Below are 15208 nucleotides of genomic sequence, written 5' to 3' on the forward strand. Positions count from 1 at the left end.
TGTCAACGAACACACCCATCGAGGAACAAACAACCCTATTCGTTTATTCGTTCCCCCATTCGCTGTCCCCTCGCACAATAAATCGTTTGATCCGGCGTTCGAGCTCGGCCCGCGGCAACATCACCCGCCGGCCACACGTTTCGCAGTGCAAGCCAATATCGGCGCCAAGCCGCACAATCCGCCATGTATCGCCGCCACAGGCATGCGGCTTGCGTAACTGCACCACATCGTTCAGATAGAGCGGAATCGGCGGCGACATGTTACTGTCCATCACAGCGCGCTTTGGCTGCCGCCCACCATGCCATCATTTCGGCGAGCGTGCAATCGCGCAGCGCCCGCCCGCTCTCGGCAGCCATCTGCTCGACCACGAGGAAACGTCGCTTGTAGCGCGCATTGGCTTCCCGCAAGGCAGTTTCGGCGTCAATATGCAGCCAGTGGGCCAGCGTGGCGATGGCAAACAACAGATCACCGGTTTCGGCCATCTGGGCAGTTGGGTCGCTGGCCTCCCGCAGCTCGGCTACCTCTTCGGCGACTTTCGCCCACACTTGATCGATCGTTTCCCACGTAAACCCGGCCCGAATCGCTTTCCGCGCCAATGCTTGGGCAGCGGCCAAGGCCGGCAAAGCTGCCGGCACGCCATCGAGCGCGCTCGCCCGCGTCTTGCCCTTGGCCGCCAGCTCTTGGGCCTTGAGCGAATCCCAGTTCCGCAACACCTGCCCGGCATCGGCGACATCGGTTGTGCCGAACACGTGGGGATGGCGGAAGACGAGCTTATCGGCAATGTGCTGTACTACCTCTTCGAGCGAAAAGTGGCCGGCTTGGCGCGCCATCTCGCTATGCACGGCGACTTGCAACAAGACATCGCCCAACTCTTCGCGCAGCAAGGCCATGTCACCGGCATCGAGCGCCTCCAGCGCCTCGTAAACCTCTTCGAGCAAAGCGTTGCGCAAGGACTGATGGGTTTGGCGCACATCCCACGGGCAACCGTCGGGGCCAAGCAAGCGTGTGATCACCCAGCGTAGGCGATCAAGGCCGCGCCGGTCATCCTCGATCGCCAGCGCCGGCACGATCAGGGCCAGTGCCGGCGCCGGCGGCAAGACCGTTGTCGCCAACTCAGCCAATGCCAACGGCACGATGCACTCATCTGGCTCCAGCACCAGTGTCAGCGGATGGTGCGGCGGATAGCGTTCCAGCAACAGTGACGCCAGCGCTGGCAGATCAAACGCGGCAGCCTCACCCCACAGCAAGGCCGGCGCATGCGGAGCGAGCGGGTAGGGCACCCGCGGCGGGTGATACGAACCCAAGCCCTGTTGTTCGACCCACGGCGCTACCTTGGTCGCCGCCGGCGCCACCGGCGGCTGCAGCAGCCGCGCAACGGCCCACACCTGCATTGCCGCCGGGTCGATCAACCCCCGCGCCAGCGCCGCGTTCAGCAAGGCGGTCAACGTGGCGCTCATGGCGTCTCAGGGAACGGGATCGGCAGCGCGTTAGGGTCGAAACCGGCGGCAATCTGCAACTCGCCGCTCTGCTCGGCCTGCCGGCGCAACGCTTCGTACCACGGCACAAAGGTCTCTTGGTAGAACTGGCCGGCATTCTGGCGCGTGCGCAGTTGTTCAAACGAGTCGAACGGGCGTTGCAATTCGCGTTCGAGCACCTCGACGACATGAAAACCGAAGTCGGTTTGAACAATCTGCGGGGTATTCAACGGCATCGTAAAGATCGCTTCTTCAAACTGCGGCACAAAATCGCCACGGGTCGCCCACCCCAAATCGCCGCCGTTGGCCGCCGAACCGTTATCGCGCGAGCGGGTCGCCGCGAGCGTGGCAAAATCGGCGCCGGCCTGCAACTCGGCCAAAATCGCCTGCGCCGTCGCTTCATCACTCACTAAAATATGGCGGGCGCGGGCCATATCAGCGCGAGTATTGCGCGCAATCACTTCAAAGACGATCTGCTCGCGCGCCAGCGTACTGCGCAGCTCACTCGCCTCAACCGGATCGGCATCAGCCGGCAACCGGCTAAACACCGCCTCATCAAGCGCCGCCGGATCAACACCCATGCCATGCTGGCGGGCATAATTCAGCAGCAACTCGTTTTGGATCATCTGTTCAAAAATCTGCCGGCGCAGATCGTTCTCAACTACAATCTGCTCAATCTGCTCGCGGGTCTGGCCGGCAGCCAGCGCATTGGCGACACCATCGCCAATTGCCCGCTTGATCTCGGTATTCACATCGGCCACGGTATAGACCTGCGTACCTAGCCGAAACGCAACCGGCGAACCGGTATCTTCCCACTGGCGGCCATTCGCTACGCTCTGGCAACCCGCCAGCAGCAAGAGAGCAAACAACCAGATCAGACGGCGCATTATCGTGTTCTCCGCATCTCAAACCGGTACGGGCACAGCGGCGCTGTGCCTTACCGCTTCCATCTTAGGCTATCCCAGTACGGGCACAGCGGCGCTGTGCCCCTTCGTTTCGCCCTACCGCTCCCGCTCGTTCCCCGACTCATTCAGCGACAAGATCGCCATAAACGCCTCTTGCGGAATCTCGACGCTGCCGACCATCTTCATGCGCTTCTTGCCCTCTTTCTGCTTTTCGAGCAGCTTGCGCTTGCGGGTCACGTCACCGCCATAACACTTCGCCAAGACATCTTTGCGCATGGCGCGGATGGTCTCGCGGGCAATGATTTTCGAGCCGATTGCGGCTTGAATCGGCACTTCAAACATCTGGCGCGGGATCAATTGGCGCAGCCGTTCCACCAGATCGCGCCCGCGCTGATAGGCAAAATCGCGATGCACGATCAGCGACAACGCATCAACCGGCTGGCCGTTGACCAAAATATCGAGCTTGACCAGATCGGCCTCTTGGTAGCCGGCCAGATGGTAGTCGAGCGAAGCGTAGCCTTGCGTGCGGCTCTTGAGTTGATCGTAGAAATCGATCACAATTTCGGCCAACGGCATGCGGTACTTCAAGAGCACCCGCGTCGGGTCGAGATAATCCATACTGAGAAAGACGCCGCGGCGGGTCGTGACCAGATCCATAATCGTGCCGATGTAGCGCACCGGCGCAATCACGCTAATCTCGACCACCGGCTCTTCGATCGCCTCGATCCGCGACAGATCGGGCATCTCGGAGGGGTTGGCGACCGTGACAATCTCGCCGTCAGACAGCAAGACCTGATACTCCACCGAGGGCGCGGTAATCAGCAGATCGAGCTTATACTCGCGTTCGAGTCGCTCGCGGACAATCTCCATGTGGAGCAGGCCGAGGAAGCCGCAGCGAAAGCCAAAGCCGAGCGCCGCCGAGCTTTCGGGTTGGAACGAGAGCGCGGCATCGTTGAGTTTGAGCCGTTCGAGCGCCTCGCGCAACTCAGGGTAGGCGTTTGAGTCGATCGGGTAGAGACCGGCAAACACCATCGGCTTGGCCGGACGATAACCGGGGAGCGGTTCGCTGGCCGGATTCTCGGCCAGCGTGATCGTATCGCCAACCTGACAATCGGCCACGCTCTTGAGGCCGGTCGCGATATAGCCGACCTCGCCGGCGACCAACTCGTTCAACGGCGTCATGGCCGGGCGGAAGATACCGAGTTCAAGCGTTTCGGCTTGGGCGCCGGTACCCATAAAGCGCACCCGGTCACGGCTGGTAAAGACGCCATCAACCACCCGCACATAGGCGATCACGCCTTTGTACGGATCGTAGTGCGAGTCGAAGATCAGGGCGCGGGCCGGTTGCTGGCGCTGGCCGCGCGGCGGCGGGATGCGCTTGACAATCGCTTCGAGAATCTCCGGCACGCCGATGCCCTCTTTGGCCGAGGCAAGGATGGCCTCTTCGGCAGGGATGCCGATCACCGACTCGATCTCTTGCGCGACCTCTTCGGGGTGTGCGCCGGGCAGATCGATCTTGTTGACGACCGGAATGATCACCAGATCGTTTTCCAGCGCCAGATAGGTATTGGCAAGGGTTTGGGCCTCGATGCCTTGCGAGGCGTCAACGACCAGCAGTGCGCCTTCACAGGCGGCCAGCGACCGGTTGACCTCGTAGCTAAAATCGACATGGCCGGGGGTATCGATCAAGTTCAATTGGTAAAGCTGGCCATCGGCGGCACGGTATTCCATGCGCACCGGCTTCAGCTTGATCGTAATCCCCTTTTCGCGCTCAAGATCGAGCGAGTCGAGCAACTGCTCGCGCTGCTCACGTTCGGTAATCGTGCGCGTCAGCTCAAGCAGGCGGTCGCTCAACGTCGTCTTGCCATGATCGACGTGGGCAATAATGCTGAAATTACGGATGTGGAGTTGATCTGACATGTATGCTTCAACCGGCGGCGAAACCGCATATAGTCCAGTACGTCTGCTAGGAAGTATACCATAGCCGCGGTCACGCCGGCGTCATGAGCGGCTCGCCCATCGCACCCACGGCCAAGCCCCCACCGTCACATCACGCCGGTCGAAGCTAATGACGGCAAGGCCATACCAGACCAACGCTGCCACCGTCAAGATGGCGAGATCACCAACCGCCGGCCCATCATTGAGTGTCTCCGGCGTGACGGGGCGATAGTGGAACGGCGAGAATGGGCGTAGCCATTCCAGATCGGGTGACATTCCAACCAGATTGTAGCCAAGGAAGCTCACGATGAGGAGCACGGTGGCAATCGCGAGCGCGATCCGGCGCGACGGCGTGACCGTGCCGAGCCACAAGCTCAAGGTCTGAAACAGCCACACCAGCGGCCAGTGCGCAATCGTGGCCCGGAAGAGATCGCCGGCATCGAGCGACGTGGTGAGCTGATCACGAATGGCGAGAAAGATCCCCGCCGCGGCCAACCCAGCGACCACCAATACAACGAAACCGATCGCCGCCAATTCGAGCGTCTTCGCCGTCACCAATTGCCAGCGCGCCAACGGCAACGCCAATTGCAACTCAAGCGTGCCGGCATCCTCCTCGCCGGCCAGTATGCCGGTTCCGGTCACAATCGCCAAAACCGCCAGCAAGACGCTAAAGAAGTAAAAGATCGTCGAGCCGATATAGCCTTCAAACGTAGCGATGGTCAGATTGCCGAACGCGCGATAGAGTTCAATCGCCTGCAAATCGAGGTTGCGCATTTCAGCCGGCAGCGCCGGGTAGAAGGCGAGATAGACGCCAAAGAAGATGACCAACCCCGCTCCCCAGCCGATAATGAGACCGCGCCGGGCGCGCAATTCATGCCAACACAGGCTGAGCATGGTTCCCCCCTTGGGCGCCATAGTAGGCCAAAAACACCTCTTCGAGCGTGAGCGGCATCGTCTCGAGCTCGATCGCTCCCAAATCACCGGCAATCCGCAGCACGTGCGCCAAGTTCTCGCGCACTTCCAACGTCACCTCACTTTCGCCGTGGGCCAGCTCAGTCACACCGGGCAAGGCAAAGGCCGCCGGCGGGATCGGCTGGGCAAAACGCAAGCGCAAGCGATGCACCTGCTGGCGCTGCAACAACGCATCAACCCGCTCAACCGCCGCCAGCCTGCCGGCGCGAATGATGCCGACCCGGTCACACACTGCCTGCACTTCAGGTAAGATATGCGACGAAAAGAAGACGGTGCGCCCCTCGGCGCGGGCCGCGCGCACCAATTCGAGCACCATCTGCTGGACGAGCGGATCGAGGCCGCCGGTCGGCTCATCGAGAATGAGCAATTGCGGGCGAAACATAAAGGCGGCGATCAGGCCCACCTTCTGCTTGTTGCCCCGCGAATAGGTGCGCATTGGCCGGTCGAGATCGAGATCAAGCTGGTCACACAGCCGGGCAAGATAGGCGGCTTCGACAACGCGGCCACGGGCGGCATCGAGCATCGCGAGATACTGGCGCGCCGTCAGACTGGCCGGCAAACTCAGCTCGCCGGGCAGATACCCGACCTGCCGGCGAATCTGCGGCCCCTCGCGCCGGCAATCCCGGCCAAAGATCAACGCCTGCCCGCGGGTAGGCCGGATAATATCCAGCAACACCCGCAGCGTTGTCGTCTTGCCGGCGCCATTGGGGCCAAGAAAGCCGAACACCTCGCCGGGTTCAACGGTCAGATTGAGGTCTTCAACCCCGCGCCGCTGGCCGTAGTAGACGGTCAGGTCACGCAATTCGATCACCGGGATCGCCATGCCAAGCTCCTTGTCGCTCCGACGCCAACCGGCGTCTTGCGCGCCGCACGCCCATCGTTCGCCAAACGTCTTTGCCACCCGGAGTTAATGACCGCTTCACACCCCCACCACACAATTGCGCCCCTGCCGCTTGGCCGCGTAGAGGGCTTGATCAGCCCGATCGATCAAGCGTTCAATCACCGTATCAGCGGGTTGCCGGCCAGCCACACCGGCACTGATCGTCACCGCCACCTCGCCTTGTTCAGTACTCACGCGCAGATCAGCGATCGCCGCGCGCAACCGCTCAGCCAGCATCAACCCCGCCAGCGTATCGGTATTTGGCAAGAGCAAGATAAACTCTTCGCCGCCAAACCGGCCAATGCAATCGGCTGCCCGGATCTGGCGCGCGGCGGTTTGGGCCACCGCGCGTAAGACCTGATCGCCGATCAGATGGCCATAGCGATCATTCACTTGCTTGAAGTGGTCAACATCGAACATACAAATAGCCAGCGCCTGATCGTAACGAGTGGCAATGGCAAACTCGTGGGTGGCCAATTCGTAGAAGTGGCTACGATTGTACACACCGGTCAACCAATCGATCCGGGCCAATTCAGCTTCACGGGCCAAGGCCCGCTGCAGCTCGCGGTTAGCCATCTCGAGCGCCGTGCGCGCTTGGGCCAGCGCCAGATGCGTGCGCACCCGCGCCAATACTTCAGCAGGTTGGAACGGCTTGGTTACATAATCCACCCCGCCGCATTCAAACGCACGCACCTTGCCATCAATATCATCGAGCGCACTGACGAAAATGATTGGGATTGAGCTCGTTTCCGGATCAGCCTTCAGCTCGCGGCAGACGGTATACCCATCCTTATCCGGCATCCGAATGTCGAGCAGGATCAGATCGGGCCGGATGGCGCGAGCAGCAGCTAACGCCATAGCTCCTTGGGTGACCGGACGCACGTCGTACGACTGGCCATCGAGCAACTGGGTCAGCAACAACAAATTAGCCGGGATATCGTCAACAATCAGGATAGTTGGCACACGATTATTGGACATATTGATGTAATTCGATATGATTGAATTTCTGACGGTCGCGTTGCGCAGATACTGGCATTATGATACCACACGGCTTGGCGGCTGCACATCCGCCAATGTTTCAGCCCAAACCATAATCGCCTGATAATCAAACGTCTCAATCCACTGGTGCAATTGGCGCGCATCATCAGGGCGATCAGACTCAATCTGAGCGGCCAAGGCTTGCAAGCGCCGAAAGTTTGCTTCCCGAGCCGCTTGCAGCAACGCTTGGCGCCACTCGGCATGGTAGCCCTGTTCATCAATAGCTGCAACTGGCATTGTGAAGGCTGCTGGCTCGGCGTATTCAAACTGCACCTGCAGATGTTGCTCGATCAACCGCACCACATCGCTCTCGCGAAATGGCTTGACGATGAAATCATCGCAACCAGCTTCCAGCACACTGGATGGCGCATCGCCGAACACATGGGCCGACATTGCCACAATAAAGGGCCGGAGCAACCCCGGCGTTTGCATACATGTATCGCGAATCTGGCGCGCTACGGCGAGACCATCGACACGCGGCATACGCACATCAAGCCAGATCATATGCGGTTGCCAGACGCGCCACACATCTAATGCTGCTTGGCCATCGGCCACCGATTGCACGACAAAACCTAACCGGTGCAACAGCGTGACCAACAGCAAGGCGCTAGCCGGCTGATCATCCGCCACCAACATCCGGTAGATAGGCTGGCCGGCCCGGAGCCGTACCGCCTGCAGCGCTGGCGTTTTTTCCGGCAATGCTACGATCGTCGCACTTGGCGTCTGCAACGGTAGCGCCAGTGTGAAACGCGCACCGCACCCAACACCCTCGCTGTAGACGGTGAGATCACCACCCATCAAACGTGCTACCTCATAGCTGATGCTCAAGCCTAAACCTGCGCCAGTGGCATCCGGTGCTGCTTGTTGGCCCTGAAAGAATGGCCGGAAGAGATGCGGTTGGTCAAAGGGCGAGATGCCAACACCTGTATCTTCGACCACAAATAGCAACCGTGAAGATTGGGCAAGCTCGACACGCAACTGCACCATGCCATGATGCGTGAATTTTATTGCATTACTCAACAAATTGATCAAAATCTGGCGCACTTTCGCTTCATCACTCACAATCACTGGCGGAATCTCAGGAGCGCATGTTACAGTGAAACGCAATTGCTTAGCTTCGGCCCACGGGCGAAACAAGGTTTGCAGATCGGCGATCAATTGGCGGACATCGAGCGGCGCTGCGGTATAGGTGTAACGCCCCGCTTCAATCTTGGCCAGATCGAGCACATCATTGATTAATTTCAGCAGATGTTCGCCGCTGCGATTGATAATGTCGAGATATTCGCGCTGGGTAGCGGTCAGATTACTGTCACGGCCTAACAACTGGGCAAAACCTAAGACCGCATGCAACGGGGTGCGCAACTCGTGGCTAACATTGGCCAAAAACGCGCTCTTAGCCCGATTGGCCGCCTCGGCCTGCTGGCGGGCAAGGCGCAGTTCGATTTCGGCTTGCTTGCGTACAGTAATATCACGCGCCACGCCGAGCACCACGAGCCGGCCCTCTTCATCACGCACAAATGAGGAGACAATCTCGGCATGCACAATATGACCATCGCGATGCAGGAGATCGATCTCCGCCGTCCACGGCGGCGCCGCTATAAGATCATCACCATCCCACTCGTGCAACATATAGTTCAATGACGCTTGGACATATCGGGCCGAATCGGGTGTCAAGAAGTCGGTAAATGAGAGCGCTAACGCCTCGGTCGCCGAGTAGCCGATCAGCTTGCTCACCGATGGGCTAAAGAAGGTGAACCGGGCCGTTTGCGTATCAAGCAACCAGATCACATCGGTAGCGTTTTCGGCAATCAGGCGGTAGCGCGCATCGCTGCGCCGCAAGGCTTCCTCTATCTGTTTACGTCCGGTGATGTCGTGGATGATGCTGATCGCATGCGGTACCCCGCGAATCATCACGGTCTGCGAAGAGAGCAGGCATGTGCGCAGCTCGCCATCGCGCCGGCGGAATTGAAATTCCACTCCAACGCAATACCCATCACGCCGCATCAACTCTATCCAACGCCGCCGATCCTCCAGCGAACGCCAGATATTGAGCGTTAGCCCGTCTTTGCCCAAGACCTCTTCGGCCGAGTATCCGCTGATCGTCGTAAAGCTGCGATTAACTTTCACAAACACGCCATCAGTCAAGCGCGACAGCAAGACGGCATCCGGTTGCGCGACAAAGATTTGTTCCAATTGCTGCAACGCATCGCGTTGCTCGATAACTAGCTCGCGATTGACCAACAAGATCAGGCCAAACGTCCAGAGCGTCGTTGTTGCGATTGAGATGAGGTAGGTGGCGGTTTGCCATGGTGGCGAGACAACCAGCCAATTCTCCTCGGTAGCCGAGGCGATGCCGCGCAGAGCAAAAAACACCCCGTTGGCAAAGAACACGATCGCCAGAAACAGGATCAGCGAGTGGAAATCGGGACGCGATTCGCGCAAGAAACGCAAGCCAATCAATAGGGAACAGATCGCCACCACCACCGAAAAGAGGATGCGGCGCAACGGCGGCATATCGCCAGTTGACGCTAACAACAGATTGGCAATCAGAATCAGCAGCCAAATCAGCAGCCAAATCAGCAGCAAGCGGCGCAAATGGCCGCGATCGCCGAAAAACCGCTCTACACCGTGGTAGAGCAAGAGCATACCGCCGCCAACCAGCGCATTACTCACCGCATGCACCACAAGCGGCACGTCAGCAACATCGCGCAAGGTGGTGATGAGCAAGCCAAACGCTAACACCCCCATGCCCGCTGCCCACCACACGAGCCCGGCCCGCCCGCGATTAGCCAGCGCCAAGCCGATCAAGGCGGTGCATTGCAAGACATTGGCAAGGTTGAGGGCAATGGATAAGGTTAACAGATCGACCGTCATGCAATGCTCCGGTAGCGCCTGCTCAGATTGATACAGATATTGTAGCGTGAATGAACAGTATTTGCCTGCACTGGGCTGATGGAATTCGCTAAGCATGGAGGACAACCGGTGACTAACGATGCTCTTGCTCGCTTCGATCAGAGCGAGCCTTTTCTCTTACGTGTTACCCTCAGGCCCTCACCCCCCGGCCCTCGCTCCCACCTGACGGCGAGAGCGAGGGAGCCGCTCGATGGCGAGTAAGGCATTGCCGGAGCGGAACGCAGCAGCACCCCGCTCCTGCGCCAGTGGGAGCGGCACTACATACCCCTCCCCCGCTGGGGGAGGGGTAAGGGGGTAGGGGCATCAGCCCGCGCAGCGGGCTTCGTAACCCTAGCCCGGCCCTTCAGGGCCGGGCGCCGGACAGATGTTCTGTCCGCCCTTGAACCCAGCGGGGGAGGGGCAAGGAGTGGGGGCATCAGCCCGCGCAGCGGGCTTCGTAACCCTAGCCCGGCCCTTCAGGGCCGGGCGCCGGACAGATGTTCTGTCCGCCCTTAAACCCCCAGCGGGGGAGGGGCAAGGGGGAATGGCAATATGTCATTGCGCGGGCGCTGCGCGCCCGCAGCCATCTTCTGCTGAGATGCAAACCAATGGCGTGGAGGCATTCCCTCTCGCTGAAGGAGGGGATTGCTTCGCCGCCGTTGGCGGCTCGCAATGACAAGTGCGAACGCCTCTGCCCTACCACCCCTTTGCCTCCCCTGCGTGCTTCACGCCAGTGCGTTAAGCCTCGCTGCGCTTGTACTCGCTTGCCGGCTTGGCGTTGACCGCCGCCTCCCCCGGTTCCCGCTCTCGCCAGCGGCGCCGAAGCTATGCCCGCCCCGGCTCAACCCGCCTGTAACCATGGGTTGAGTCACGAAATGCGTGATTTGTGAATGATAGATCAGAATTATTGTATGCTCTATATAAACAAGCATGCATAATTTGCTTTAATTTTCACATTTTACATTTTATTAACCATCAAAAAACTTTGTTATCAAACATTCAATATGGGTTAATAGATGTTTTAATCATCAATATCAATCCTTGTGGCAAAATAGAGCCAACATTTAACTCGCTCATTAACACCGCCTATCATATCCCTCTTTCACGAGACCACGCTTTGCTAGCCCCTGAGGCAATCATTGTCACTCTCGATTCCGCACCTAGCCACAACACCCGCACACCGTCCGCCAATGCGTTCCCGGCGCATCCACTCACGCTTCGCTACCCATTCCGCATAGGAGGAACGTATCACGACCAACCGCATTGTCTCACTCTTCCCCAAGGCGTCAAGCAGTGTCCCCTCTCCGCTTTCATGACGACAAGGAGCACCGCAATGTTTACCCCCTCTCTGCAACGGCTTTGGCGCGGGATCATCTGTTTATGGCTCGTGATCGGTATGTCAGGCGGGATTGCAACGGCGCAACCGGCGCCGGACGATCAAGCAGGCAGCGACGCGCCGCGGGTATTGGTCGATACCCCGCCGGCAACGCTCGCTAATATCTACAACATTACCACCGACACCACGTGGACATTAGCGAACAGTCCGTATTATGTCGCCTCACTGAGCATTTATAATGGCGCGACCCTCACCATTCAGCCGGGAGTGCGGGTGGTGTTTTACCAAAATGGCGGTGTCAGCGTTTGGGAAGGCACCTTACGCGCAATCGGCACCGCTACCCAACCTATCACCTTTACCGGTAGCATCGCTGAAGCCGGCTGGTGGAGCGAATTGTACGTGAACGGCACTGGCACGGCCGTGATCGAGCATGCCGTGGTTGAGTACGGCGGCGGTTACGGCAGTGTCTATGCCTATGGCGCCGCCAACCTGACTCTGCGCAATGTGACTATTCGCCAATCATCTGGTGAAGGACTGCGCCTCTTCAACCGGACTGGTCCGACGGTACTTGAACAAGTAACCTTCGCGAACAATCGCTGGGGTCTTGCAGTTTACAATGTGGGCAACTCAAACCCAATCGGTTCGATCACGCTGACCGGTTGCGCGTTTCAGGACAACACCGAATACGGCATCTATCAAGACACCATCGATATTCCGCTCACCTACACCGGCAATACCTTCACCCGCAACGGGTTGGCCGATATTGGCATCAACGGCGGCAATTTGAGCCGTAACCTTACGCTGGGGCCAACCGGCGCCAAGGTGCGCATCTTAAATTACTTTACAGTGTTAGCCGGCGCAACCTTGACCATGTTGCCGGGAACACGCTTGGAGTTTGCCAACTATCAGAATATGTTTGTTGAAGGCGCGCTGAACGCCACCGGCACGGCGACGCAGCCAATTGTATTCACCGGCGTCAATAAAGAGGCCGCGGCGTGGAACGGCATTCATGTACAACAAACTGGTTCGGCAACGATCGAGTACGCCACTATCGAATATGCGGGTGATTTTTACAATGCCGGTCTGAGCAAATCGGGCAGCGGCAATCTGACCTTGCGCAATTCAACCATCAGCGCCTACCGGTTTGGCCTCTACATCACCAACAGCACTGGCCGGCACGAGATTACCCGTAATCTCTTTACTGGCAATCGGGTCGGCGTGATGGTGCAAAACCAACCAAGTACGATTGTGTTGGCCAACAACCTGATCGAAAACAATAGCGAATACGGTGTACTCAATCAAAACTCTTCGACGGTGCTGGCCCGCTATAACTGGTGGGGGCATGCCAGCGGCCCGCGCCATACCACCATCAATCCCAGCGGTCAAGGCAATCGGGTCAGCGATGGCGTACTTTTCTACCCGTGGAACGATACCCGCACGGTCGAGCAGCCGATTCCCACTCCTACCTACGTAACGCTCAACACCACCGGCCCAACGAATGTTGGTTCTGGTGACCATGTTGACTACCGGGTGACGTACGAAAATGGCACGAACCTGACCGTGCAAAACGCGGTGTTGCTGGTGCGCCTGCCGTATCTCGCCACGTATGTCCAGAGCAGCGCCGGCGGCATCTATTGGCCGGAACGCCAACAAGTCTTTTGGAAGCTCGGCGATCTCGCCCCCGGCGCGCAAGGCGAACACTGGGTGCGCGTGCAGTACGACTGGGGCATCCCCAATATGCAAGCCGACAATACGGCGACATTTCTGGTCGGCGCCAATTATCTCAACGACAAGCTCGATCCGGCCCCTTATCTCTCATACGTGCCGAGGGTAGTCACGGCGCAGCAAGCGCTCACCCGCAGCCAATGGGATAGCGTTGTCACTAGCGTTAGCCAGCTCAACAGCCTGTTCACCGCCGCCGTCGCCGGCGGTTTCCGCTGGATACGAGCCGATCGGGTCACGCTCAACAATGGCAACACCTATACCCAAGCCATCTTGCTTGATGTTACCCGCCGGCGCATCCAGTTACTCTCCTACGACGGCAGCAAGGCGGTCGCCAGCACCTTCGCCCCCGGTCGCTTTACCTCCACCGATGGCGCCGGCGGGTATGAATGGAATCGCGCTACCGATCAACAATGGATGTGGGGAAGTTGGGATAGCGTAAACCATGCGCCCCAACCGGGAACTTTGATCAATCCGTGCGGCCTTGGTTGCTGCGCGAATAATTGCCTCACCCAAGCGATTGTCAAGAATCTGATTGGGAAGGTGTCAACAATCATCGAGGCAGGTTTCACGGTGGCTAGTTGCTATAAAGCTTACGAAACGGGCACCTTGGATGATGCCGGAAGCTGCGCCGCAGACATTCTTAGTAAGATTAAGAAGGTAGAGGATATCTACCCTATCCTTGGCGAAACGGCAGACGTCGTCGAGTGCGCTAGTAAATGCGCCGGCGGTTCAACTGAGTACGATTGCGAGAAGGATCAGATCACCTGCGACGCTGCATGGTATAACATTTACTATTGGCTCGATGTGCCAAGCTATACGGTATGGCGCTGCTACAATGGCTGTTACAGCAACCTGCCGCAATTCGTTACCTGCGCGTTCGACCAGTGCTGCATTCCCGGCGTCGGTTGCGGCAATGTCGCCAACGGCGGACACTGCCGGCCAGAATTGATCGGCCAAGCCCACGACCCGAACGAGATTCGCGGCCCCGCCGGCGATGTTGTGCCCGGCCAGTGGATGAGCTACACGATCGACTATGAGAATATGGGCAGCGGGAATGCGTATGGCGTCTTTGTCAGCGCACAACTCGCGCCAGTCTTCGATCCGGCGACGCTGCAACTTGGCAGTAATGCGGTCTTTTACCCTGACCAGCGGCTGATTGTCTGGGAGATCGGCAATCTGGCGCCGAACGGCCAAACCGGTTCGACCGGTTCGGTCACGATGACGGTGCGGCTGCGCAGCGATCTGACCACCGGGACAGTGGTGGCCCAGCAGGCGACGGTCTATTTCCCCAGCGCGCGCGAAGAGACTCCCACCAACACATGGATCAATATCGTGAATCCTTTGGTCGCTGTGCCGCAAGCCGTGACCACTAACTACCAAACGGCGCGCACGATCACGCTCAGCGGTTTCGGCGCGAGCGGATTGATCTACGAGATCGTCGATCAGCCGGTTCACGGCACGCTCACTGGCACCCCGCCGAACCTCACCTACACGCCGGCAGCCAATGTGAGCGGCGTCGATGCCTTTACCTTCCGGGTGCGCAGCGGCAGCGTAGCGAGCCGCGTCGCCCAAGTGACGATTACGATCAACGCTAGCGGCGACACTACCCGGCCCACCTTCCTCTGGAGCAGCCCGGCCAACAATGCAAGCGGATTGGTTGCCGGCACGACGCCGGTCTACACCGATACCATCGGCCCAGTCTTTGCGCCGGCCATTATGCTTGGCGCATCAGAAGCGCTCGATGCGACGACAGTGACGACCGGCACGGTGAAGCTCTTGCGTGCCAACGGCGCCGAAGTGCCGATCAGCATTTCGTATACGCTATCCAGCTACCAGATCACCATCAGGCCGCGTCTCACCCTGAGCAATGGCACCTACCGCGTGACAGTCACGACTGGGGTGAAGGATGTAGCCGGCAATGCGCTGGCAGCGCCGTATACTACCAGCTTTACCATCGGCGTTCCACCCCGACAGGTCTTTGTGCCGCTGATCCAACGGTAGGCTTGCTGAAACGGGGGGCACACCTGCGTTGTGCCCCCATTACCGC

Annotated in this window: 9 protein-coding genes; 1 reads left to right on the top strand and 8 read right to left on the bottom strand. The window is 59.0% G+C overall.

The features are described from left to right. Positions 1-43: 43 nt before the first annotated feature. The 8 genes from A6A03_RS02555 to A6A03_RS02590 all read right to left on the bottom strand — a co-directional run bounded on the left by A6A03_RS02555 (position 44) and on the right by A6A03_RS02590 (position 10082). Entirely contained in the window at positions 44-271 is a 228-nt protein-coding gene (locus A6A03_RS02555) for a DUF951 domain-containing protein (RefSeq protein WP_245668785.1), read from the bottom strand. Then, the gene (gene mazG, locus A6A03_RS02560) at positions 261-1457 is read right to left on the bottom strand and encodes a nucleoside triphosphate pyrophosphohydrolase (RefSeq protein WP_066783263.1); all 1197 of its coding nucleotides are present in this window, start codon (positions 1455-1457) and stop codon (positions 261-263) included. Before mazG ends, A6A03_RS02555 begins: the two co-directional genes overlap by 11 nt. Beyond that, positions 1454-2362: a peptidylprolyl isomerase gene (locus A6A03_RS02565; protein ID WP_066783265.1), complete on the bottom strand. Its 909-nt coding sequence runs from the start codon at positions 2360-2362 to the stop codon at positions 1454-1456. The genes mazG and A6A03_RS02565 overlap by 4 nt, the downstream gene beginning before the upstream one ends. A 114-nt stretch (positions 2363-2476) precedes the next feature. Next, positions 2477-4300 (bottom strand): translation elongation factor 4, encoded by a 1824-nt coding sequence (gene lepA / locus A6A03_RS02570; protein WP_066783267.1) that lies wholly within the window; start codon positions 4298-4300, stop codon positions 2477-2479. An 81-nt stretch (positions 4301-4381) separates the two neighbouring features. Further along, positions 4382-5212, bottom strand: coding sequence for an ABC transporter permease (locus tag A6A03_RS02575; RefSeq protein WP_066783269.1), 831 nt, complete (start codon positions 5210-5212; stop codon positions 4382-4384). Further along, positions 5190-6113, bottom strand: a complete 924-nt coding sequence (locus A6A03_RS02580; protein WP_066783271.1) for an ABC transporter ATP-binding protein — start codon at positions 6111-6113, stop codon at positions 5190-5192. The genes A6A03_RS02575 and A6A03_RS02580 overlap by 23 nt, the downstream gene beginning before the upstream one ends. A gap of 96 nt (positions 6114-6209) precedes the next feature. Continuing rightward, positions 6210-7148 (bottom strand): diguanylate cyclase, encoded by a 939-nt coding sequence (locus A6A03_RS02585; protein ID WP_066783273.1) that lies wholly within the window; start codon positions 7146-7148, stop codon positions 6210-6212. A gap of 57 nt (positions 7149-7205) precedes the next feature. Continuing rightward, the gene (locus A6A03_RS02590; RefSeq protein ID WP_066783275.1) at positions 7206-10082 is read right to left on the bottom strand and encodes a PAS domain S-box protein; all 2877 of its coding nucleotides are present in this window, start codon (positions 10080-10082) and stop codon (positions 7206-7208) included. A 1351-nt stretch (positions 10083-11433) separates the two neighbouring features. Between A6A03_RS02590 and A6A03_RS02595 the strand changes: the two genes are divergently transcribed. Continuing rightward, positions 11434-15162: a right-handed parallel beta-helix repeat-containing protein gene (locus A6A03_RS02595; RefSeq protein WP_066783277.1), complete on the top strand. Its 3729-nt coding sequence runs from the start codon at positions 11434-11436 to the stop codon at positions 15160-15162. Positions 15163-15208: the final 46 nt, after the last annotated feature.

It is taken from the genome of Chloroflexus islandicus (assembly GCF_001650695.1).
GTDB lineage: Bacteria > Chloroflexota > Chloroflexia > Chloroflexales > Chloroflexaceae > Chloroflexus > Chloroflexus islandicus.